Here is a 21,591-nt window from a genome sequence, read left to right on the forward strand (position 1 = left end):
CTTCTGGCGTTAGCGTTGCAACTCGTCTAACGCGGGCAGTTCCAGATGTGATACATCGCCCGCCGTTTCCACAATCCAGCCACTCGCCAGCCACGCACTTTGCTGATGATCGACTCGCGAAAGTGAACAGTTACGCAGACGCAGACGACGCTCAGCATACGCTGGCAAGCCGAGGATGGTACTGATCAGGCAGCCCAGCGCAATGCCGTGGCTGACCAGCAAAGGCTTACTGCCTTCCGGCAAATCCAGACAGCTGTCGAGTGCAGCACGCATACGCGCAGCCAGCTCCGTCATGGTTTCTCCTTCCGGGATACGCCCTTTCGGTGAACCATCGACCATCTGCTTACGCCAAACTTCTTCCTGCTCTGTCAGGCCATCCAGAATACGTTCTTCCAGCACGCCCATATGTAATTCGCGCAAACGCGGCTCGTTGATCACTTCACACCCGCAGGCATCAGCGATAATCTGCGCCGTGTGGCGGGTGCGGCCTAAGTCACTGGTAATGACATGCGTGATCCCTTCATTACGCACACGCTCAGCAACCTGGCGAGCCTGATAAAGACCTTTGGCCGTCAGCGGGCTGTCTGATTGCCCCTGAATACGGCGTGCGGCGTTCCATTCTGTTTCGCCGTGACGGACGAGATATACCTGTAACATGAGTGTTTTCCGTTATACTGCGTGAAATTTGCTAAAGGATGCTAAAACTCTATGTACCATGTTGTCGCTGCAACCACTAACCCGGCAAAGATCAAAGCTATCGCCATGGCTTTTGAAGATATCTTCGGCGCTGAGGCATTCCGCATTGAAGGCGTTGACGTCGACAGTGGTGTTCCCAGTCAACCTATCGGCAGTAATGAAACCCGTACCGGTGCGCGCCACCGCGTTATCGGTGCCCGCCAGGTTCGCCCCGAGGCAGACTTCTGGGTTGGCGTGGAAGCGGGTATCGAAGACAATATGACCTTCGCCTGGATGGTGATTGAGAATATGCACCAGCGCGGTGAATCCCGTTCAGCGAGCCTGATGTTACCTGAAATTATTTTACAAGGAATTAACCAGGGCAGCGAACTGGGAGATGAGATGGAAAAACTGACGGGTATCGCAGAAGTAAAACGTAAAGGCGGCGCGATCGGAATCTTCACAGCAGGAAAGCTCACCCGCACCAGCGTTTATCATCAGGCGCTGGTACTGGCTTTAGCGCCTTTTCATAATTCGGTGTATCAGGTCAGAACCCAAACGCACTAAAATTTCAGGTGATAACGGACGCTTCAGTCGTCCGTTTTATCTGTCAGCAGTTGCTCACTCAACCATTCCTTAAGTGCTGCTGGCGCCGTTTTCAGGCCATTCGATCCACGTGTTATCGTAGCGATACCGGCTCCCAGCTGGCTTTTCAGCTCACGCTGACTCAACTCTCCGCGCATCAGTTCCTGAATAATCCGCACCCGCGTACCCAGCGCCGCACGTTCGTCGGGCGTAAGCAGCAGTTGCAGCAAATCCTGATGCAGATTTTCAGCAAAAGATTGCTGCAGCAATGCCAGAAAGCATTGCCAGTCCTCATTGCCTTGTTGGGAAAGAGCAGGGTCATTGATTGGTCGTTGGGTCATGATGGCTGCCATACTATTAAACTAGTACAGCAGCTTACCATAAACCACGAAAGATCAGTAACGCCTCTGCCATTCGGCATCCGTCAAAATCTTGGCGGGTTGATGTAAAAAGTAGCGATAAAACGCATCATATGCCAACACATTTTTAACATATCGACGAGTTTCGGAGAAAGGAATACTCTCGATGAACGCCACTGAATCTACTCTGCCCGCGCTGTTACCCAGCCAGGTATTCACGCGTGAAGGCCCGGCGTTATACGCAGCGCTGGACAAAATACGGTTGCGGCCAAACATCTGATAGACATATTCCAGATAACTGGTGCCGATCGTAATGTTCATCTGCGGATCCAGCAATTGCCCCGAATTGCTGTAACCCTGTAAACCAAACATGTCCACGGTATGCTGCGCGGTTGCAGGCATCACCTGCATCAGACCAGCCGCACCCACCGGCGAAAGGGCTTTCGGATTCCACGCACTTTCCTGACGGGCAATCGCCATCGCGTAGCTTTGCGTGATGCCTTTATCGTTGGTCGCACGACGGAATTCATCCGGCCATGCCAGCGGGAAACGCTCTTCAAGGTAATCCCACAGCTTGCCGGTAATGGTGGCCTGCACGCTGAGATCCGGCCATTTTTGCTCGAACGCGTAACGCGCCAGCGCCGACTGTTGAGATCCCGTGCGGCTGCTGACCAGATAACTCCATTCGGTACGCGCCAGATTGTCCATCTGCCAGTACATCAGCTCACGCACGCGCGCCACTTCCGGCAATTTCGCAATGCTGGCATCCGGCTTAGCCGCGACAGAAATCTGCATCGGATAAGCAACGTTCAGCTTTTGCGCCGCTGCCATCGGATAGAATCCGCGGCCTTTCATTAAGGTACGCAGCATCGCTTCACCCTGCGAGCGCTGACCGTTGTCAATCATTACTGACGCACGCCAGTATTGCCATTCATCTTCCTGCAGGGCATCCGACGGTAACCGCTGCAGCCACTGGTTCAGTCCCTGACGGTCACCCGCAGCCAGCGCCATACGAATACGGCGCTCAACAAGCGTGGTGGAATGGCTGCGCAAAATGACGTTATCGCGCCATGCGGCCTGTTCCGGTGTCGCATCGCTGCCCATATAACGCCAGGCAACGGCTTCTTCCAGCTCCAGCCGTTCGCTGTCGCTCATCTTCTGCAAACGCACGAGAACCGGGATCATCGAACGGGCATTCTCAGAATCATCACGGGCAATTCGCGCGAACGTAATGCTGGTCGCATTGCGGGTAAAATCAGTCGGACCGACATTGCGCGCAAAGCTTTCCAGGGTATTAGGATTATTTTGCAGATCGACAAGCGCGTCGCGCATAGTCTGATAATCCGGCGGCAACTGTTTAGCCAGATAACTCACCAGACTGGTGTTACCCGCTTTCATCGCCAGACCAATACGTTGCAGCGTGGTCAGCGCGGTCTGATTGCCAGCGCCCTGCCAGACCGAGAACAATTTATCGCAGGTATTCGGCAGTGATGTGCCGGTTAACCAGATATCTTTCGCTCCATCAAACGCGGTTTTCTGATCGCCGGTCGCCCATTTGGCGTAATAGTAGTTACAGCGAGCCGCCACCGGTTTTGGGGGTTGCGGGCTGAATGAAAGCAAACTGTTCCAGTCCTGACGGCGCGCCAGTTCATTGACATAGCGGGCTGGCAGAGAACGCGCTGGCGGCAATGTCGGGTTTGCTTTCACAAACGCGTTCACCTGCGCCGGTGTTGCGTCCCCCAGTTCCTGCGTCAGCTGGCGGTATTCCAGATAAGGATAAAGAGGATAGTCTTCCAGCGTCGGCATCAGCTGGCTGACAACGTCCATCTGATTGTTATCCCACGCCTGTTTAATCTGCATATAGTGCTGGCGCTGTGCGTCCAGCGAGTCCGCTTTCGCCACGCCCGATGCTGTTACCAGCAACACGCTCAGTGCCAGAGAGTGCCATTTGTCCACCTTGACCATACTTACCTTTATCCTCACGGGTTGTGCCGAAACTGTTCTGCATTGTGTAGACAGCCACTACGCTAATCGATTCATTTTTAAAATTGAAGCGATGCGGAGACAGCATCACAAACTTTACACAGTGTGGTGCAAGCGTCCGACAGTTACCAGACGGCGGCAGATCTATTTTCTGTCACAGAACGTGGCGGCAGGAATAATGAGGCAGAGGTTATACCCGCAAATAATTAGCGGGTATTCACCGGTAAATTGCATTTAGATAGCAGCCTTACAATTCGAACTTAAATAACCACGCTGACAAAACTCAGTTTTATTTACGTCAATTTACTTAGCTATCCAATAACTAAACAAACGCTAAATACGAACCAAATAATACTGAAATTCCTAAATTAAATAATCCTTTGTTTTAAAAGGATTTTTATTATTATCCTCTCCATAAAAATATATTTATTGGCTCAGATCAAATTTATTAATTCCTAATTAATTATGATTACACCCTATTGTAAAATTGATTTATTGATATTCACTATTTCGCCGTCAGGATTGAAATATTAATAACAGCCCGTTCTTCGCTTATGGAAAAGTATATGACTCATTCAACTTCATCGGTAACAACTAATGCCAGCCCCTCTTCTTCTGCCGCAACAGATAACAAAAACTGGTATCAGATTTGTAGTAACGACGCTATGCAGCGCCTGGAAACCGGCGAAAATGGCCTGAGCCGGCAGGAAGCCAGCGAACGCCTGACTAAATATGGCCCGAACGCATTACCGGAAAAACAATCCAAAAGTGCCCTGATGCGTTTTCTGGCGCACTTCAATGATGTCCTGATTTACATCCTGCTCGCCGCCGCCGTCGTGACCGGTGCTATGGGACACTGGGTCGATACCTTTGTGATCCTAGGCGTGGCGGTTATCAATGCGCTGATTGGTTTTCTGCAGGAAAACAGCGCCGAAAAATCGCTGAAAAGTATTCAGAATATGCTGTCCAGTCAGGCCGTAGTGATGCGTGACGGGCAAGTTCAAACCATTAATGCCGACCAGCTGGTGCCCGGCGATATCGTGCAACTGCGCCCCGGTGACAAAATCCCGGCAGACATCCGTATCGTCAGCGCGCATAACCTGCAGGTCGAAGAAGCTATCCTGACCGGCGAATCCACCGTCGTCATCAAAAACGCTCAGGTCATCGACGATGAAGTGATGATCGGCGATCGCCACAACTTGCTGTTTTCCGGGACTATGATCAGCGGCGGCACCGCCGCCGGGGTGGTTTATGCCACCGGCCAGGACACCGAACTGGGTCACATCAGCCAGATGATGTCGGCGATTAAAGCGCAGCGCACCCCGCTGTTGCAGCAAATCGACAAACTGGGCAAAGGCATTTTCGCGCTGATCCTGCTGATGATGGCGTTCCTGTTTGTCTTCGCCTTCATCCTGCGCGATATGCCGCTGGGCGAACTGCTGCTCTCGCTGATAAGCCTGGCGGTGGCCTCGGTTCCGGAAGGCTTACCGGCAATTATCTCGATTATCCTGTCGCTGGGTGTGCAGTCGATGGCGCGCAATCATGCCATTATCCGTAAACTGCCGACCGTCGAAACACTGGGCTCAATGACCGTCATTTGCTCAGATAAAACCGGCACCCTGACCATGAATGAAATGACCGTGAAAGCGGTGATTCTGGCAGACCGTGCTTACGATGTGGAAGGTGAAAGCTACCAGCCGAAAGGCCGCATCGTGGAAGCACAAACGCAGCGCCAGGTGGATGTCATCAGTATGCCGGTGCTCAACACCTTCATCACTGCCGTAGATATCTGTAACGACAGTCAGCTGATTCAGGACGAAAGAGGCCACTGGGGAATTACCGGCGGGCCGACGTCCGGCGCACTGAAAGTGCTGGCGGCGAAAGCCAGTCTGCATACCGGTCAGGTTGAATTTCTGGATAAAATCCCGTTCGATTCCAAACATAAATACATGGCAACATTGCAGCGCATCGGCGGTAAAACCCAGTTGTTTGTGACCGGCGCACCGGATGTTCTGTTCTCCTTAGCAAAACTTGAGCTCACTGAAAACGGCGTCCAGCCTTTCCGCCGCGAGTACTGGGAAGAAGAAATGGCGCGCTATGCCCGTCAGGGTCTGCGCATGGTGGCTGCGGCTATCAAAGATGAGCCGGAAATTGCAGGCGATCTGAACCATGACCACCTGCAGGAAGGACTGGTGTTCACCGGGATTGCCGCCATGATGGATCCGCCACGCCCTGAAGCCATTGATGCGATTGCACAGTGTCAGCAGGCCGGGATCCGCGTGAAGATGATCACCGGTGACCATCAGGAAACCGCGATGGCTATCGGCAAAATGTTAGGTATCGGCAACAGCGGTGACTCCATCACCGGCTACCAGCTTGAGCACATGGATGACGCTGAACTGGCCGTCGCTGCCAGCCAGTACGATATTTTTGCCCGTACCAGCCCCGAGCATAAATTGCGTCTGGTAAAAGCCTTGCAGGAAACCGGCGAAGTGGTCGGGATGACCGGCGATGGCGTGAATGACGCGCCAGCGCTGAAACAGGCCGACGTCGGGATCGCAATGGGTATCAAAGGCACCGAGGTGACCAAAGAAGCCGCAGACATGGTTCTGACCGATGATAACTTCGCGACCATCGCCAGTGCGGTTAAAGAAGGACGTCGCGTTTACGACAACCTGAAGAAAACGATTCTGTTTATTCTGCCGACTAACCTCGCGCAGGGACTGCTGATTATCCTGGCGATTCTGGCCGGTGCGGTGATCCCGCTGACGCCGGTGCAGATCTTATGGATGAACATGGCGACCTCGACCACGCTGTCGTTCGGTCTGGCCTTCGAGCCGGGTGAGAAAGGTATGATGCGTCGCCGTCCTCGCGCTCCGGGTCAGCATGTGCTGGACCTGCATGCCGTCTGGCGTATCGCTTTCGTCGGTATTTTGATTGCCTGCAGCGCCTTCGTTCTTGAAGCCTGGATGCAGCCGCGGGGCTACAGCAGCGATTTGATCCGTACCGTGCTGTTGCAGACGCTGGTCACCGCGCAGTGGGTGTATATGTTTAACTGCCGCGTGATGGACCGCTTTCCGCTGACCCGCGAAGTCTTCGTCAACAAAGGATTGTGGGTTGTTTCCGGCGTATTACTGGTGCTGCAGCTGGCGCTGATTTATCTGCCAGTCATGAACCAGTTGTTTGGCACCGTGCCGATGCCGCTGAAATTCTGGGGCATCACGCTGGTGGTCGGTGCGATGATCTTCGTGATTGTCGAAATTGAGAAATGGCTGGTTAACCGCTTCATCCGCAAGAAAAACTGAAATAATTGAACCTGCCGGGTGGCCTTCAGTCACCCGGCATTTTTCATAAAAAACGTCACAATTCTGAAACTTTACCCTTTCCCGCACTCAATTTATCTCAAAGATCTCACAAAACGTCCCAAACCCCTTTCCGGTGATTTACATCAATCTCTTACCGCTCTATTACTCTCGCCAAGGGTATCCCGTTTCACAGCAATTTAAGTTATGCCGCAAACCGGCAGCTTTTAAGGGAAGACCCCATCGCAATACGATCAGTTTTATAAAAACGAGCCTCTCTGCACCGCAGTTATACAGAGGCCAAAAAACAGGTAAATCCTAATGTCATCGCTCATTGTAGATAAGTGTTATTACACACAGCTGGCATTGCATTCGCTCTTGCAACTTAACGGACAACACCAGAAAGACATTCTTTCGCTCAAGGACATCAACGAACTGCAAGCCACATGCAATTTCCTGACGCCTGAACTCATCTTTGTGAATGAAGATTGTTTTACGTCTGATGCGACTTCCGGGCATGCTCTCAGGGCTGTGATCGACGCGCATCCGGGCACGCTTTTCTTTGTCTTTATCTCCAAAGAAAACCTGAATTATCAGAACTATGTGCCGATCCGAAAAAACATCATCATTTTGTCGAAATCTATCGGGACGACCACGATTTATCAGTTGATCGCCCACAACCTGCACCTTTCGCGTACGGGTGAAACGGAACAATCACTGGATCTTACGCCGGTCAGCCTGAGCCGGACGGAATCGAGTATTTTGAAAATGTGGATGTCAGGACTGAATACGCAAATCATTTCCGAGCACCTGAATATCAAACAGAAAACCGTGGCTTCGCACAAAGGCAATATCAAACGCAAAGTGAAGACACATAATAAACAAGCGATATATCATGTTGTTAAGCTCACTGATATCCTGACGTCCGGTATGTTTGTGGGGCGCGTCCAGCCTTTACGTCCGGCCAGCGAACCGGATGAATTCACCGTTCCTTTCGGCTGAAAGCCTCCTCTCTTATCTGCAGCCAGCAACATTCTTGCCTTACTGTGAACCTGATGGTTGGGTACACGACTGAAACACGCTAAACTTCGCAGTCGGAACCCTTATCAGTCATGCCGCAATCAGGCGGGGCTGCTTTAATATGCCGCAGCGCCTGCCCTTCGCAGACAGCGCGCGGCCCGCAGAAAGAGGCTCAAAACAACGTGGCTCAATACGTATATTCCATGCATCGCCTCGGCAAAGTTGTTCCGCCGAAGCGTCATATTCTTAAGAACATCTCCCTGAGTTTCTTCCCTGGTGCCAAAATCGGCGTACTGGGTCTGAACGGTTCAGGTAAATCCACCCTGCTGCGCATCATGGCCGGTATCGATACCGACATTGAAGGTGAGGCACGTCCGCAGCCTGATCTGAAAATCGGTTATCTGCCGCAGGAACCTCAGCTCAACATGGAACACACCGTGCGTGAGTCCGTGGAAGAAGCGGTTTCTGAAGTCGTGGGCGCGTTAAAACGTCTTGATGAAGTCTATGCGCTGTATGCTGAGCCGGAAGCTGATTTCGACAAACTGGCCGCTGAACAGGGCAGACTGGAAGAGATCATTCAGGCGCACGATGGCCATAACCTGAACAGCCAGCTGGAACGTGCTGCTGATGCACTGCGTCTGCCAGACTGGGATGCCAAAGTCGCAACGCTGTCCGGTGGTGAACGCCGCCGTGTGGCACTTTGCCGCCTGCTGCTCGAAAAACCAGACATGCTGCTGCTCGACGAACCGACCAACCACCTGGATGCTGAATCCGTGGCATGGCTGGAACGCTTCCTGCACGACTTCGAAGGTACCGTTGTGGCGATTACCCATGACCGTTACTTCCTCGATAACGTTGCCGGTTGGATCCTTGAGCTTGACCGCGGTGAAGGTATTCCGTGGGAAGGCAACTACTCCACCTGGCTGGAACAAAAAGATGAACGTCTGGCGCAGGAAGCTTCTTCTGAAGCGGCCCGTCGTAAGTCTATTGAGAAAGAGCTGGAGTGGGTTCGTCAGGGCGCTAAAGGCCGTCAGTCTAAAGGCAAGGCCCGTCTGGCACGCTTCGAAGAGCTGAATAACACCGAATATCAGAAACGTAACGAAACCAACGAACTGTTCATTCCACCAGGTCCACGCCTGGGCGACAAAGTTGTCGAAGTGAAAAACCTGAGCAAGTCTTACGGTGATCGCGTTCTGATCGACGACCTGTCCTTCTCCGTGCCGAAAGGCGCGATCGTCGGCATTATCGGCCCGAACGGTGCCGGTAAATCTACCCTGTTCCGCATGATGTCGGGTCAGGAAGAAGCTAACAGCGGCACTATCGAGCTGGGCGACACCGTGAAACTGGCGTCTGTGGATCAGTTCCGTGATTCAATGGATAACAGCAAAACCGTGTGGGAAGAAGTGTCCGGTGGTCAGGACATCATGCGCATCGGCACCACTGAAATGCCAAGCCGTGCTTATGTCGGCCGCTTCAACTTCAAAGGTGTTGATCAGGGCAAACGCGTGGGTGAATTGTCCGGTGGTGAGCGTGGCCGTCTGCATCTGGCAAAACTGCTGCAGGTTGGCGGTAACATGTTGCTGCTCGATGAACCGACCAACGACCTCGACATCGAGACCCTGCGCGCACTGGAAAACGCCTTGCTGGAGTTCCCGGGCTGCGCAATGGTCATTTCCCATGACCGCTGGTTCCTCGACCGTATTGCGACCCACATCCTCGATTATCAGGATGAAGGCAAAGTCGAATTCTTCGAAGGTAACTTTACCGAATACGAAGAATACAAAAAACGTACTTTAGGTGCCGAAGCGTTAGAGCCGAAGCGCATCAAGTACAAAAAGATGATCAAGTAATCGTCTTTATAAAACTGCTAAGGCCCGGAAACGGGCCTTTTTTTCATCCCGTCATTCACTGAAATCTATCCCGCCAGCGCCTCGCTGTAGCTCTTCGCAAAACCATATTCCTCCAGCATAAACTCAATGAAACAGGCCAGCGCCGGCGAATTCAGTTTCCGCCCCGGATAGACCAGATACAGATCATTGCCCTCGGCTTCCCATTCCGGCAATACGCGCACCAGTGTGCCTTTTGCCACTTCGTCATGGCATAAAAAGGCCGGTAACAGCGTGATGCCCGCGCCTGCCAGCGCGCATTCCCGCGCATACAGCAAATTATCGGTGGTATGCGCGGAAGGCAGCAGCCAGCGGTGATAAATTTCGCCATGATGCAGCACCCATTCCGACCAGGCCCGGTGTGCAATGCAGTGATGCGACGCCAGCTGTTGTGGCGTTTCAATCGCCGGATGCTGCGCCAGATACGCCGGTGACGCCAGCAGATAGCGCGGACTGTGCCCCAGCTCACGACCAATCAGCGAGGAATCCTGCGGTTTACCGGTACGCAGCGCGATATCAAATCCTTCCTGCACCAGATCCACCATCGCGTCGGAAACTGACACTTCCAGCGACACGTCGGGATAGCGTTTCTGAAACTCCACATTCACCCGCGCCAGCAGTGTTGCCCCCAGACCGGCGGGACTGGTGATGCGCAACCGTCCGCTCGGATTATCACGCAGACGGCGGATGGCCAGTTCCGCCCGTTCGCTGGCCTGCATCATTTCCTGACAGTGGATCAGATAGCGTTCTCCGGCAAACGTCAGATTCAGCTGCCGCGTCGTGCGGTTCAGCAAACGCAGACCGAGGGATTTTTCCAGCTGACTGATACGCTGACTGACGCTGGATTTAGGTAATCCGGCACGAGTGGCGGCCTGGGTGAAGCTGCCGCATTCCGCCACCAGCGCAAAGAGCGCCATATCCTGCAATTGTTTAAACATGATTGTTCACCTCAGCCGAACACTTTGTTAGTTATTGTCCATCTTATCAGCTTCCGTCATGAGGACTAGACTGTCTGTATACCCACTGGAGGAATTGATATGTCAGTTAAAGCAATCGCAGTAAACCCGAAAGATCCGGCACACTTTATCGCTGTTGAATTACCCCAGCCCGTCGCGAAAGATTACGACCTGCTTGTGGAAGTAAAAGCGGTGTCGATCAATCCGGTCGATACCAAGGTGCACAAAGGCGTGCAGAAAAGCGGGCTGGATGCACCTAAAGTGCTGGGCTGGGATGCCAGCGGTATCGTGAAATCCGTCGGCAGCGCGGTGAAAAATTTCAAAGCAGGTGATGAAGTCTGGTACGCAGGGGATATCACCCGTTCCGGCAGCAATGCGACGGAACAGCTGATCGACTCACGTATTGTATCCGTCAAACCGAAAAACCTGGACTGGGCGCAAGCCGCCGCCATGCCTCTGACCACGCTGACTGCCTGGGAAGCGCTGTTCGAGCATCTGAAAATTCAGGACGCTTCTGAGGATAAAACCCTGCTGATCATCGGCGGTGCCGGTGGCGTCGGATCACTGGCGATCCCGTTTGCCTCACTGCGCAGCAAAGTGAAAGTGATCGCAACGGCTTCCCGTCCGGAATCAGCACAATGGTGTCTGGATCGCGGTGCGGATCTGACCGTGAATTACAAAGATCTGAAAGGTGAACTGGCGAAGCACGATATCAAACAGGTAGATTTTATTCTGTGTCTGAACGACACCGACGGCCACTGGGAAGCCATTTCTGACCTGATTGCACCGATGGGCCACATCTGTACCATCGTTGAAAACGAACATCCGCTGGACATGAACAAGCTGAAGCTGAAAAGCGCCGCACTGCACTGGGAACTGATGTATACCCGCAGCATGTTCACCACGCCGGATATTGCCGAACAGGGCGAGATCCTCAAACAAGTCGCCGCGCTGGTAGATGAAGGCAAAGTACAAACTACACTGAGCGAAACCCTTCATGGCCTTACCGTGGAAAGCATCGAAGCGGCACACGCCAAAGTGCTCGACGGCCATATGCAGGGCAAAGTCGTCGTCGCTTTCTAAATACGCTGTCGCCTAAAAAAAGCCCCGTCACTTTCATGCCGGGGCTATTTCATTCATATATTCCGGCTATTCGCCGTCGTCCACTTTCTGCCATTGAGTATCGGGGTCAAATGTCGTGATCGCTTTTGCCGCTGCATCAGTATTCTCGCCTAAATCCTGCTGATACACCTCGCCCTGCTGATTGATCATAAAACTGGTGACACCGGTATGACCGTACGCCGCCGGCCAGGCGATCAGCGCAAAACCTTTGGTCATCTTGCCATTTTCGATATAACTCAAGGCACCGCCGCTGGCATTCGCACCCTGCGACGTCAGAATGCGATAGTAATAGCCGTGATAATCAGACCCCGCCTTCGCATCACCAAAGGCTGGCCCCAGCGGACTTGGCGCTTCGCCCTCTTTCACCGGCCAGTAAAGGCCATCGTGTTGTCCTTCAGTGCTGGCAAAGCGCTGGGCATATTGCCCGGTAATCTGCTGATACTCGTGCTGGGTATCCGCATACGCTGACACCACCTGAATGGCAGAAAGCTCATTGCGACCAATCGTACGGGTTTCAATTTCAGCAGCACCGGCGGCCATATCAAATGACCAGCCCTGCGCCGTGTGTTTCATCGGGATCGGCAACTGCCAGTTCTCCGGACCGACATTCAGGTGAGCAATATCACCTTGTTCGGCAATCTTGTGACTGATATTCCAGTCCCGCAGAAAGCGGGCAACCTCATCCGGATCCACACCCTTTGGCGGCAGATAGACTTGCCAGTCATTACCGAGAAGTTGTTCAAGTGACGCATCATCGTGTGCCTCAATGGCTTTGACCAGCGCCTGCGCGGCCAGCTCAGGGCTGGTAAATGTCTGCTGCGCGAAACCCGTTAAGGGCAGTAACAGCAGGCCTGCGGAAATCAAAATATTACGCAATCTCTTCATTACCTTTCCTCGTCAGTCTAGCGACGGTGTAAATGAGCTGGCTCTGCATTGGCAGGGCGTGACCGCTGGAAGTTCTGCATATGCTCCCGGCTCTGATTACCCCGCGATTGCTGCTGTTGCCACGACGGACTACGACTGGAATTGCCACTGAATGCTGTGCTGTGTGATGCATTCAGATTCTGCCGCTGATGCTGATTCAATTGCTGCGACGGCTGGCGGTTCGTATTGTGCTGAGACAACGACTGCTGATGCTGAGGCAACTGATGCCCCGTGACATTGTGGGGACCGGCACGTTCTGCGGCACTGGCTGCTGGTGCTGAACGCGGCAGGTTCCGCTGCTGTGTATGCGCCTGCGGGGTGTTCTGATGCTGATTCATCACCGATGCCGCCTGCTGACGGCGCTGGTCCAGATTCTGATTCTGCACACCGCCACCGTTGCGTCCGACGGCATTATTGTTGCTGAAGCCGCGCGTGTTGTTATCGTAACCACGATAGTTGTTACGCTGCGCCGCGTTATTGAGTGCACGGTTTTGCGTCGCCCCGTTGAGGTTCGCACCGCGGTTTGGCAAACCGGCGTTGTAGGCCGGATTATGCTGCCAGCCTGCGGTATTCGCTGCGCCCGGATGATTCAGCCCGTTGTTATTGTTGCCGGAGATACGGTTGTAATTATTGACGTTCACATTAACGTAATTATTCTGCGAACCGCCATGATGTCCGTCGTCGTGGTGATCGTCATGATGGTCATCGTGATGGTGATCGTCGTCATCCCAGTCGATGCTGCCGAAAATGGCATACGTCGCGGCCACGCCGACACCAAATCCGATCCCCGAGGCCACGCCGTTCACGAACTGCTGCCCCGGAGGCGGTGGCAGATATACCGGCGGATAGGCCGGCGTCGGCCACGCACCGTAGACCACATTCGGGTTGTAGCTCGGCACATACACTACTTGCGGATCTGCGGATTCAATCACAATGGTTTGCTGCGGAGCACTTTTCACCACTGTAGTTGAAGCCGGTTTCGGTTTGACGGTCACCGTTTGCTGAGGTGTGCTTTTCAGCGCCCCGCTCTTTTGCGCCACTTCGCGAAATTTCTGCACCGTGTTCATCACGTCATCAGGTTGCGCCAGAAACGCGTTCCCCAGATTCTGTACCCATGCCGGATCTTCGCCCATCAGCGCCAGCAGTTGCGGGAAAGCGACCAGCGATTTAACGCTCGGATCCCAGGGTTCGCTCGCGACCTGAGTGACTGCGGCATCCCCCTGACTTTGCGGATGGTCACGCGACCATTGCACAGCCTGAATCACGTTAGTCGGATAAGTCGATGCCATCAGCACCTGCGAAAGCAGGCTGTCAGGATAAAGTGCGACTGGCGCGACCCATTGATCGAGCTGAGCTTGTGTAAATGCCGGAGGGGCAACGGGCGCAGGAACAGGAGCTGCTGGCGGAGGCGCGGGTGCAGCCAACGGGGCAGTCTGCGCCGTGGTTTCGGCCTGACTGCTGACCGGAAGCCAGCCTTGCATAAACATCACGCTGGCCAGAGCAAATGCCCCCACGCCGCACAATACTGCGATACCCCAGGGCTTGAATGATAAATTCATTCGGATCACCTTAGAAAGCCTCAGCGGGAATGAGAGGCATAATGAATGAGTATAATCGGAGAAATAAAACTCAACGGCCGCCACTGTATTTTTATTTCAGGTCAGCTATTTACACATAAAATGCGTAATAAAATCCCTAAAAAATGCGCCTCACTCAATGCTTTGAATAAAAAGAGAATTTTATTTTAAGGCGTTACAAAATGAATTAATAAAATTGCGCGGGCAGATAATCAGATGAATTCATTAATAATTATATAAAATGTATTATGGATTTATAATTCATTGCATGAATGATAATAAAAAAGCGCGTATCCCGGAGAATACACGCTTTTGATTTATGCCAGGTCAGGGAACCGGACGCTCATTTAACCGACTGGTATCGGCAGCCAGCATGTTCTGCACCAGTTCCACGCATTCAAGAAAACGCTGATCGTAATCTGAGGACTCAACGTGTACGTAATCCACGTTGTTTTCTTTCAGCATCTCGATGAGCAAATTCTGGAAAGACATGCGGTCGGTAGTGCTGCCTAAACTGCGCAGGCCATCGGCCACCCACGGCGTGTTGTTTTCCAGCAGGATCACCAGATCGAATTTGTATTCGTCCATCAGCGCCTGCACGAACGGATGTTCACGCCCCTCGTATTTTTTACAGAAGGCCTGAGTGGTCAGAAAATCGGTATCTATAAACGCCACTTTATTGGCATATTTCACCGCGAAATCAATATACTGTGCCTGCCCCAGCGCGATCTTGTCATAGTCAGAATATTGCAGCGCCATTTCGTCGCCGCCCAGGTGCGAGAACACATAATCGCGGCCATATTCCCAGGCGCTGGTGGTATTAAAAATGTTAGCGAGCTTATTCACCAGCGTCGATTTCCCGCTGGATTCTCCGCCGAGGATCGCCACGGTTCGCACGAAGAAAGGCTTCACTTCAGTCGGAATATAATCCCAGTAACGGAACGGATCCTGACGGATCTGACGACCGCTGATATTCATAAACGAACGTTTCGGGTCGATCAGTACAGTCTCAATACCGAGATGTTCGCGGTATTGCGGCGCATCAGCCTCTTCGCTGGAATAAATGGTATTGGGTTCAATGCCTTTCTGGCTCATGAACTCCTTAATGCCACGTCCCCAGACATCCCAGCCATGCGGATAGGGTTCCATTCCTTCTTCGTTAAAGGCATGAATACGGATGTTTTTCTGGTATTTGAATGTCTGCAGTAACCAGCGCAGACGATCGCTGACCGTCGGCTGCTGGGACATGGAACTGTTTTCAAACAGCTCGCGATCGCGCGGCTCGTCATAACCCATGATGATATGCAGTTCATCCACCTGACTGCAGGCGCGCTGGATCAGATAGATATGGCCGGTGTGCAGCGGATAAAACTTGCCGAACACCACGCCGATATTCTTTTCACGACGGGGAAACTCAAGATCAAGGAAGCGGTGCAAAGCCTCCAGCTTCTGAGCGCTGGGACTTTTTATCTTTGCATTCAACAACTGACTGAGATAACCCTTGGTCATCCCGCTGGCCTCAGCCACCTGCTGCAGCGTGCGTCCCTGTTGTTTAATCGCGGTTTTTAGATAGTCGAACTGTGACATGCCTTGTCCCCAGGTTTGCTGTACTAAACAAAATAGCTAAACAAAAAATAGCACAAAGACAGCCCCTGTTTACAGAGGAGAAAAGCTACAGTCGAGAACAGTTACAAATCATCGAGGATCGCCAGCGCATCGGCCAGTTTTTTGACGCCAAACACCTGCATACCTGCAGGGACTTTCTTCGGCACATTGGCATGCGGCACAATGGCGCGTCTGAAGCCGTGCTTCGCCGCTTCGGTAATACGTTCCTGACCGCTCGGTACCGGACGGATTTCACCGGCCAGTCCGACTTCACCGAAGACCACTAAATCCTGTGGCAACGGACGGTCGCGCAGGCTGGAGACAAGCGAGAGCAGCAGCGCCAGATCCGCACTGGTTTCGGTGACTTTCACACCGCCAACGACGTTGACGAACACATCCTGATCCGCCATCTGCAAACCGCCGTGGCGATGCAAGACCGCCAGCAAAATGGCCAGACGGTTCTGTTCAAGGCCGACCGCCACACGGCGCGGATTGCCCATCATCGACTGATCGACCAGCGCCTGAACCTCAACCAGCAACGGACGCGTTCCTTCCCACAACACCATCACGGAACTGCCGGAAGTAATCTCATCGCCACGGCTGAGGAAAATGGCTGAAGGGTTGCTGACTTCGCGCAGCCCCTGCTCGGTCATGGCAAACACGCCCAGCTCATTCACCGCACCAAAACGGTTTTTATGGCTGCGCAGCGTACGGAAGCGCGAATCCGCATCACCGTCGAGCAGCACGGAACAGTCGATACAGTGCTCAAGCACTTTCGGCCCGGCCAGTGAACCGTCTTTGGTCACATGACCGACCATCACGATCGCCACGCCGCGCGTTTTGGCGAAACGGGTGAGATACGCCGCCGTTTCACGCACCTGTGCAACCGTACCCGGTGATGACTGGATATCTGCCATGTGCATCACCTGAATGGAGTCGATCACCATCAGTTTTGGCTTTTCAATATCCGCAATTTCGCAAATCTGTTCGATGCTGGTTTCCGACAACATATTCATATTGGCTGTCGGTAAACCCAGGCGGTGCGCACGCATCGCCACCTGCTGCAAAGATTCTTCGCCGGTGACGTACAGGGTTTTCATGTTTTCGCTGAGATGACACAGAATTTGCAGCAGCAGCGTACTTTTACCTGCACCGGGGTTACCACCAATCAGGATTGCGCTGCCGGGCACCACGCCGCCGCCCAGCACGCGATCAAACTCTTTGAAACCGGTGCTGAAACGCGGAAGTTCATCAAGGCTGATATCGGAAAGTTTCTGCACGCGACTGACGCCTGCATCACCGGCGTAACCGGTCAGACGCTCGTTACGCGCCACAGTCGGGGAAGCCGCTAAACGGATTTCAGTAATGCTGTTCCAGGCCTGACAGGCACTACACTGCCCTTGCCAGCGCGGATAATCTGCGCCACATTCATTACACACAAATGCACGTTTTGCTGCTTTTGCCACAACTACCTCGATGATATTTAAAAGAAATTTATAATGCCTGGCTGCCGCTAAAAATACACAACACCCCAAGCAAATCGGCATGCCGGATACATACTGAAGCCTGTTCATACACTTTCGGCTTGGCGTGATACGCAATGCCCAGACCGGCCACCGCCATCATTTTCAGGTCATTGGCGCCGTCGCCAATCGCGATGGTTTGTTCCTGAGAAATCCCCAGTTTTTCCGCCAGCTTCAGCAAGGTATCTGCTTTATATTGCGCGTCGACGATCGGGCCAATCACACGTCCGGTCAGTTTGCCGTCGCGAATTTCCAGCTCGTTCGCCGCGACATCAATCAGATTCAGCTGATCGCGCAGGTATTCGGCGTAGTAGGTAAAACCGCCTGACGCGATAGCCACATGCCAGCCCGCCTCCTGCAGGCGTTTCACCATAACCGTCAAACCCGGCATCAGCGGCAGGGTTTCGCGCACCTGCTCAAGAATACCCGCGTCGGCATCTTTCAGAGTCGCAACGCGCTGGCGCAGACTGGCGGAGAAATCCAGCTCACCACGCATCGCACGCTCGGTCACTTCCGCCACCTGTTCACCGACGCCTGCCAGTTTGGCAATTTCGTCGATGCATTCAATCTCAATCGCGGTAGAATCCATGTCCATCACCAGCAGACCTGGCGTGCGCAGATAAGGCACTTTGCCAAGCTGGGTAACATCAAATTCGAAAGATTCAGCCAGCTGTTGCGCATCAGCGGTGAGCGAACCGGCAAGGCGCACAACCTGATAACCTTCCACCGCCCAGGCGCTGACAATCACCAGAGCACGACCTAACCGGCGCTGGAACTGCGTAATGCTCGTTTTATCGAGTTTTCTACCATAGAGCAGCCATCCGGTATGTCCGGCCCGGTAATCCAGCGGCATGACCTCGTCACCGCTCAATGAAAGGGGAAGTCCCGGCCATTGGTGGATCTCCGCAGGAAGATCGCAATAGGTCAGACTGTTTGGCATGATGGCTCCGGTAGATTGTTTGGTTAAAACGATTATTAATAAAATGGCTGAAAAGGCAGAGGCAACGTCGATAAAAACAGGCATCAAGCTACCTTATCGCCACAGCATCTGGCAACATAAAGTCTTCGAAAAACGCAAGGAAACAGAATGGCCAAGGCCAAACTTAAATTTCGCCTGCACCGCGCTGCTATCGTATTGATTAGCCTGGCGTTATTAGTCATTCTGATGCAAGGCGCATCCTATTTCAGTCTTGGACACCAACTGGCGCGTTCGACGCAGGTGGAACAGCTTGCCCAGACGCTCGCCAAACAGGTGGCGTTTTCCCTCGCGCCGCTGATGGACAGCACTAATGATGGCGCCGATATCGCACAAATTTCCACTATTTTGAGTCAGCTTACCGACGGAAGCCGCATTCTTGATGCCAGCGTTTATGAGTCGGATGGCTCTCTGGTCGCCCATGCCGGCGAACAGGTGCCGGTGCGCGACAGATTATCGCTTGATGGTAAACGCGCAGGCAGCTACTTCAATCATCAGATTGTAGTGCCAATTGAAGATAAGAACGGTCCGAGCGGATTTTTACGTATCACGCTGGATACGCACGTACTGGCGACTGAATCCAAGCAGGTGGATAACACCACCAACCTGTTGCGTCTGATGATGCTCGCAGCCCTGGGTGTGGGTATTATTCTGGCCCGTACGCTGTTGCAAGGCCGCCGTTCACGCTGGCAACAATCACCGTTCCTGCTGACCGCCAGCAAACCGCTCAAGGAAGATGACGAACAGGAAGAAGAACCGGACGAGTTCGGCCCGCCGCCGGTGCTGAACATTCCTGAACCGGAATCTGAAGTCGCACCGGCAAAACCCGCCACTGAAGCGCAAACTAAAGAAGCCGCGCAAGCCGCTTACCGCAGCCTGAAACGCAGCAGGCCGAAGTGATTCAGGCTATGCATAGCAAAACGGGCGCCATTCGGCGCCCGTTTTAGTTTCTGCAATATAGGCAGGATTTATTCTTTGTCGCCCAGCAGAACGGATTCGAGTGCGATTTCGATCATGTCGTTGAAGGTCGTCTGACGTTCAGCGGCAGTGGTTTGCTCGTGGGTACGGATATGGTCGGAAACGGTACAGATGGTCAGCGCTTTTGCACCGAATTCTGCTGCCACGCCGTAGATACCGGCGGCTTCCATTTCCACACCCAGAATGCCGTATTTTTCCATCACGTCGAACATTTGCGGGTCTGGCGTGTAGAACAGATCAGCGGAGAAGATGTTACCCACGCGGGCATTAATGCCTTTGGCTTTCGCTGCATCAGCGGCGTTACGCACCATGTCGTAATCGGCGATAGCCGCGTAATCGTGGTCTTTAAAGCGCATGCGGTTCACTTTGGAATCGGTGCAGGCACCCATACCGATCACGATATCACGCAGTTTGATATCAGCACGCACAGCACCACAAGAACCCACGCGGATGATTTTCTTCACGCCGAATTCAGTGATCAATTCTTTGGCATAAATTGAGCAGGAAGGAATGCCCATGCCGTGACCCATAACGGAAATTTTGCGGCCTTTATAGGTGCCGGTGAAGCCCAACATGCCACGCACGTCGTTCACCTGTTTCACGTCCTGAAGGAAAGTTTCCGCGATGTGCTTGGCGCGAAGCGGATCGCCAGGCATCAGCACTACGTCAGCGAAGTCGCCCATTTCAGCATTAATGTGTGGAGTTGCCATTATCTTTTCCTAAAATTGGTATAAAAATTAACGAAGTAAACCCAATGGATTTCGAGTGGTAGCCAGGCGGCAAGCGCGTGAATCCCCAGGAGCTTAGACAACTAAGTGACTGGGGTGAAGGCGCGAAGCCAACAACGCTACAACTTGAAAGACGCAGGGTTTATAGCATTGATTTGCCGTAATCCATTGGAGTCAGATCGAAGTATTTTGCGACGGTCTGACCGATGTCCGCGAAGGTTTCGCGGTGACCCAATGAGCCCGGTTTTACTTTCGGGCCATAGATCAGAACCGGGATGTGCTCACGGGTATGATCTGTGCCGCGCCAGGTAGGATCGCAACCGTGGTCAGCGGTAAAGATAATGATGTCGTCTTCTTTCACCAGCTCCAGCAGTTCCGGCATACGGCGGTCGAACAACTCCAGCGCCGCAGCGTAGCCCGGCACATCACGGCGGTGGCCGTAAGAGGAGTCGAAATCAACAAAGTTGGTGAAGACGATGGTCTTGTCACCCGCTTCTTTCATCTCTTTGATGGTCGCGTCAAACAACGCATCCAGACCAGTGGCTTTCACTTTTTTAGTGATACCGACCTGCGCGTAGATATCCGCGATTTTACCGACAGACACAACGTGGCCGTTCTTCTCATCAACCAGTTTTTTCAGGATGGTCGGTGCAGGTGGTTCAACCGCTAAATCGTGACGGTTACCGGTACGTTCGAAATGACCCGCTTTGTCGCCGATGAACGGACGGGCAATGACGCGGCCAATGTTGTAGCCACCTTCAGTCAGTTCTTCACGGGCGATCTCGCACAATTCGTACAGGCGATCCAGTCCGAAGGTTTCTTCGTGACAGGCAATCTGGAAGACCGAGTCAGCGGAGGTATAGAAAATCGGCTTGCCGGTTTTCATGTGCTCTTCGCCCAAATCGTCGAGTACCACGGTACCGGAAGAGTGGCAGTTGCCGAGATAACCCGGCAGATTGGCGCGCTCAACCAGTTTGTCCAGCAGTTCCTGCGGGAAGCTGTTGGTGGTATCACTGAAATAACCCCAGTCGAAAAGAACAGGCACACCGGCGATTTCCCAGTGGCCTGACGGGGTGTCTTTACCGGAAGACAATTCGCTGGCGTAAGCATACGCGCCGGTAATTTCAGAATTACCGTCCATGCCGTCAGGAATTTTACCGGTGGATTCTTCAGCGGCTTTCGCCAGCCCCAGACGGGTCAGGTTCGGCAGATTCAGAGGACCTTTACGGCCTTTGTCTGCATCGCCACGCGCACAGGCAGCCGCGATATGGCCCAATGTATCAGAACCGGCATCGCCAAAGCGCTCGGCATCTTCACTGGCACCGATACCGAATGAGTCTAACACCATGATAAATGTACGTTTCATTTTGCTCTCCTGCGAATGGTTACGCA

17 protein-coding genes are annotated in these 21,591 nt (G+C 53.1%); 6 read left to right on the plus strand and 11 right to left on the minus strand.

The features are described 5' to 3' along the window. Positions 1–9 precede the first annotated feature (9 nt). On the minus strand, positions 10–657 hold the full coding sequence (gpmB, locus tag J1778_RS20235; RefSeq protein ID WP_217174686.1) for a 2,3-diphosphoglycerate-dependent phosphoglycerate mutase GpmB: 648 nt from the start codon (positions 655–657) through the stop codon (positions 10–12). A gap of 51 nt (positions 658–708) precedes the next feature. Here gpmB and yjjX point away from each other — a divergent pair, with 51 nt between their 5' ends. Beyond that, complete coding sequence (gene yjjX / locus J1778_RS20240) at positions 709–1,242, plus strand: inosine/xanthosine triphosphatase (RefSeq protein WP_217174687.1); 534 nt, start codon at positions 709–711, stop codon at positions 1,240–1,242. Between the two features lie 23 nt (positions 1,243–1,265). On the opposite strand, the gene trpR is transcribed toward yjjX, so the two are convergent. Further along, the gene (gene trpR, locus J1778_RS20245; RefSeq protein WP_217174688.1) at positions 1,266–1,601 is read right to left on the minus strand and encodes a trp operon repressor; all 336 of its coding nucleotides are present in this window, start codon (positions 1,599–1,601) and stop codon (positions 1,266–1,268) included. Between the two features lie 54 nt (positions 1,602–1,655). After that, positions 1,656–3,575 carry a murein transglycosylase gene (gene sltY, locus J1778_RS20250; RefSeq protein ID WP_217174928.1) on the minus strand — a complete coding sequence of 640 codons (1,920 nt, stop codon included), beginning with the start codon at positions 3,573–3,575 and terminating at the stop codon, positions 1,656–1,658. Between the two features lie 593 nt (positions 3,576–4,168). Here sltY and J1778_RS20255 point away from each other — a divergent pair. The 3 genes from J1778_RS20255 to ettA all read left to right on the plus strand — a co-directional run bounded on the left by J1778_RS20255 (position 4,169) and on the right by ettA (position 9,774). Next, positions 4,169–6,907: a cation-transporting P-type ATPase gene (locus J1778_RS20255; protein WP_217174689.1), complete on the plus strand. Its 2,739-nt coding sequence runs from the start codon at positions 4,169–4,171 to the stop codon at positions 6,905–6,907. Positions 6,908–7,225: 318 nt separating this feature from the next. Then, positions 7,226–7,906: a transcriptional regulator RcsA gene (gene rcsA / locus J1778_RS20260; RefSeq protein ID WP_217174690.1), complete on the plus strand. Its 681-nt coding sequence runs from the start codon at positions 7,226–7,228 to the stop codon at positions 7,904–7,906. 200 nt (positions 7,907–8,106) lie between these two features. Continuing rightward, positions 8,107–9,774 carry an energy-dependent translational throttle protein EttA gene (gene ettA, locus J1778_RS20265; RefSeq protein WP_217174691.1) on the plus strand — a complete coding sequence of 556 codons (1,668 nt, stop codon included), beginning with the start codon at positions 8,107–8,109 and terminating at the stop codon, positions 9,772–9,774. Positions 9,775–9,839: 65 nt separating this feature from the next. Here the strand turns inward: ettA and J1778_RS20270 are convergent, their stop codons facing one another. Further along, positions 9,840–10,748, minus strand: coding sequence for a LysR family transcriptional regulator (locus J1778_RS20270; RefSeq protein ID WP_217174692.1), 909 nt, complete (start codon positions 10,746–10,748; stop codon positions 9,840–9,842). A 99-nt stretch (positions 10,749–10,847) separates the two neighbouring features. On the opposite strand from J1778_RS20270, the gene J1778_RS20275 reads away from it, so the two are divergent. After that, on the plus strand, positions 10,848–11,849 hold the full coding sequence (locus J1778_RS20275) for a zinc-binding alcohol dehydrogenase family protein (protein WP_217174693.1): 1,002 nt from the start codon (positions 10,848–10,850) through the stop codon (positions 11,847–11,849). Positions 11,850–11,915: 66 nt separating this feature from the next. On the opposite strand, the gene J1778_RS20280 is transcribed toward J1778_RS20275, so the two are convergent. The 5 genes from J1778_RS20280 to serB form a co-directional block, all read right to left on the minus strand. Beyond that, positions 11,916–12,773 carry a DUF2950 domain-containing protein gene (locus J1778_RS20280; protein ID WP_217174694.1) on the minus strand — a complete coding sequence of 286 codons (858 nt, stop codon included), beginning with the start codon at positions 12,771–12,773 and terminating at the stop codon, positions 11,916–11,918. Positions 12,774–12,790: 17 nt separating this feature from the next. Then, the gene (locus tag J1778_RS20285) at positions 12,791–14,371 is read right to left on the minus strand and encodes a DUF3300 domain-containing protein (RefSeq protein WP_217174695.1); all 1,581 of its coding nucleotides are present in this window, start codon (positions 14,369–14,371) and stop codon (positions 12,791–12,793) included. A 345-nt stretch (positions 14,372–14,716) separates the two neighbouring features. Beyond that, positions 14,717–15,976, minus strand: coding sequence for a multifunctional transcriptional regulator/nicotinamide-nucleotide adenylyltransferase/ribosylnicotinamide kinase NadR (gene nadR / locus J1778_RS20290; protein WP_217174696.1), 1,260 nt, complete (start codon positions 15,974–15,976; stop codon positions 14,717–14,719). A gap of 101 nt (positions 15,977–16,077) precedes the next feature. Further along, entirely contained in the window at positions 16,078–17,460 is a 1,383-nt protein-coding gene (gene radA / locus J1778_RS20295; RefSeq protein WP_217174697.1) for a DNA repair protein RadA, read from the minus strand. Positions 17,461–17,488: 28 nt separating this feature from the next. Next, a complete protein-coding gene (serB, locus tag J1778_RS20300; protein WP_217174698.1) occupies positions 17,489–18,457 on the minus strand; it encodes a phosphoserine phosphatase in 969 nt (322 codons plus the stop codon). 147 nt (positions 18,458–18,604) lie between these two features. On the opposite strand from serB, the gene J1778_RS20305 reads away from it, so the two are divergent. Continuing rightward, complete coding sequence (locus J1778_RS20305; protein WP_217174699.1) at positions 18,605–19,393, plus strand: YtjB family periplasmic protein; 789 nt, start codon at positions 18,605–18,607, stop codon at positions 19,391–19,393. Positions 19,394–19,461: 68 nt separating this feature from the next. Here J1778_RS20305 and deoD read toward each other — a convergent pair whose 3' ends face one another. Further along, positions 19,462–20,181 (minus strand): purine-nucleoside phosphorylase, encoded by a 720-nt coding sequence (gene deoD, locus J1778_RS20310; protein WP_013577098.1) that lies wholly within the window; start codon positions 20,179–20,181, stop codon positions 19,462–19,464. A 160-nt stretch (positions 20,182–20,341) separates the two neighbouring features. Further along, positions 20,342–21,565 (minus strand): phosphopentomutase, encoded by a 1,224-nt coding sequence (gene deoB / locus J1778_RS20315; RefSeq protein ID WP_217174700.1) that lies wholly within the window; start codon positions 21,563–21,565, stop codon positions 20,342–20,344. Positions 21,566–21,591: the final 26 nt, after the last annotated feature.

The sequence above is a fragment of the Rahnella bonaserana genome, from assembly GCF_019049675.1.
GTDB lineage: Bacteria > Pseudomonadota > Gammaproteobacteria > Enterobacterales > Enterobacteriaceae > Rahnella > Rahnella bonaserana.

What these genes read in the sequence shown, in the direction of transcription:
- trpR (WP_217174688.1), bottom strand. Translation starts at nt 1,601, where the DNA reads ATGACCCAACGACCAATCAATGACCCTGCTCTTTCCCAACAAGGCAAT.
- deoB (WP_217174700.1), bottom strand. Translation starts at nt 21,565, where the DNA reads ATGAAACGTACATTTATCATGGTGTTAGACTCATTCGGTATCGGTGCC.
- J1778_RS20275 (WP_217174693.1), top strand. Translation starts at nt 10,848, where the DNA reads ATGTCAGTTAAAGCAATCGCAGTAAACCCGAAAGATCCGGCACACTTT.
- J1778_RS20280 (WP_217174694.1), bottom strand. Translation starts at nt 12,773, where the DNA reads ATGAAGAGATTGCGTAATATTTTGATTTCCGCAGGCCTGCTGTTACTG.
- nadR (WP_217174696.1), bottom strand. Translation starts at nt 15,976, where the DNA reads ATGTCACAGTTCGACTATCTAAAAACCGCGATTAAACAACAGGGACGC.
- gpmB (WP_217174686.1), bottom strand. Translation starts at nt 657, where the DNA reads ATGTTACAGGTATATCTCGTCCGTCACGGCGAAACAGAATGGAACGCC.
- J1778_RS20270 (WP_217174692.1), bottom strand. Translation starts at nt 10,748, where the DNA reads ATGTTTAAACAATTGCAGGATATGGCGCTCTTTGCGCTGGTGGCGGAA.
- deoD (WP_013577098.1), bottom strand. Translation starts at nt 20,181, where the DNA reads ATGGCAACTCCACACATTAATGCTGAAATGGGCGACTTCGCTGACGTA.
- J1778_RS20305 (WP_217174699.1), top strand. Translation starts at nt 18,605, where the DNA reads ATGGCCAAGGCCAAACTTAAATTTCGCCTGCACCGCGCTGCTATCGTA.
- rcsA (WP_217174690.1), top strand. Translation starts at nt 7,226, where the DNA reads ATGTCATCGCTCATTGTAGATAAGTGTTATTACACACAGCTGGCATTG.
- J1778_RS20285 (WP_217174695.1), bottom strand. Translation starts at nt 14,371, where the DNA reads ATGAATTTATCATTCAAGCCCTGGGGTATCGCAGTATTGTGCGGCGTG.
- yjjX (WP_217174687.1), top strand. Translation starts at nt 709, where the DNA reads ATGTACCATGTTGTCGCTGCAACCACTAACCCGGCAAAGATCAAAGCT.
- serB (WP_217174698.1), bottom strand. Translation starts at nt 18,457, where the DNA reads ATGCCAAACAGTCTGACCTATTGCGATCTTCCTGCGGAGATCCACCAA.
- J1778_RS20255 (WP_217174689.1), top strand. Translation starts at nt 4,169, where the DNA reads ATGACTCATTCAACTTCATCGGTAACAACTAATGCCAGCCCCTCTTCT.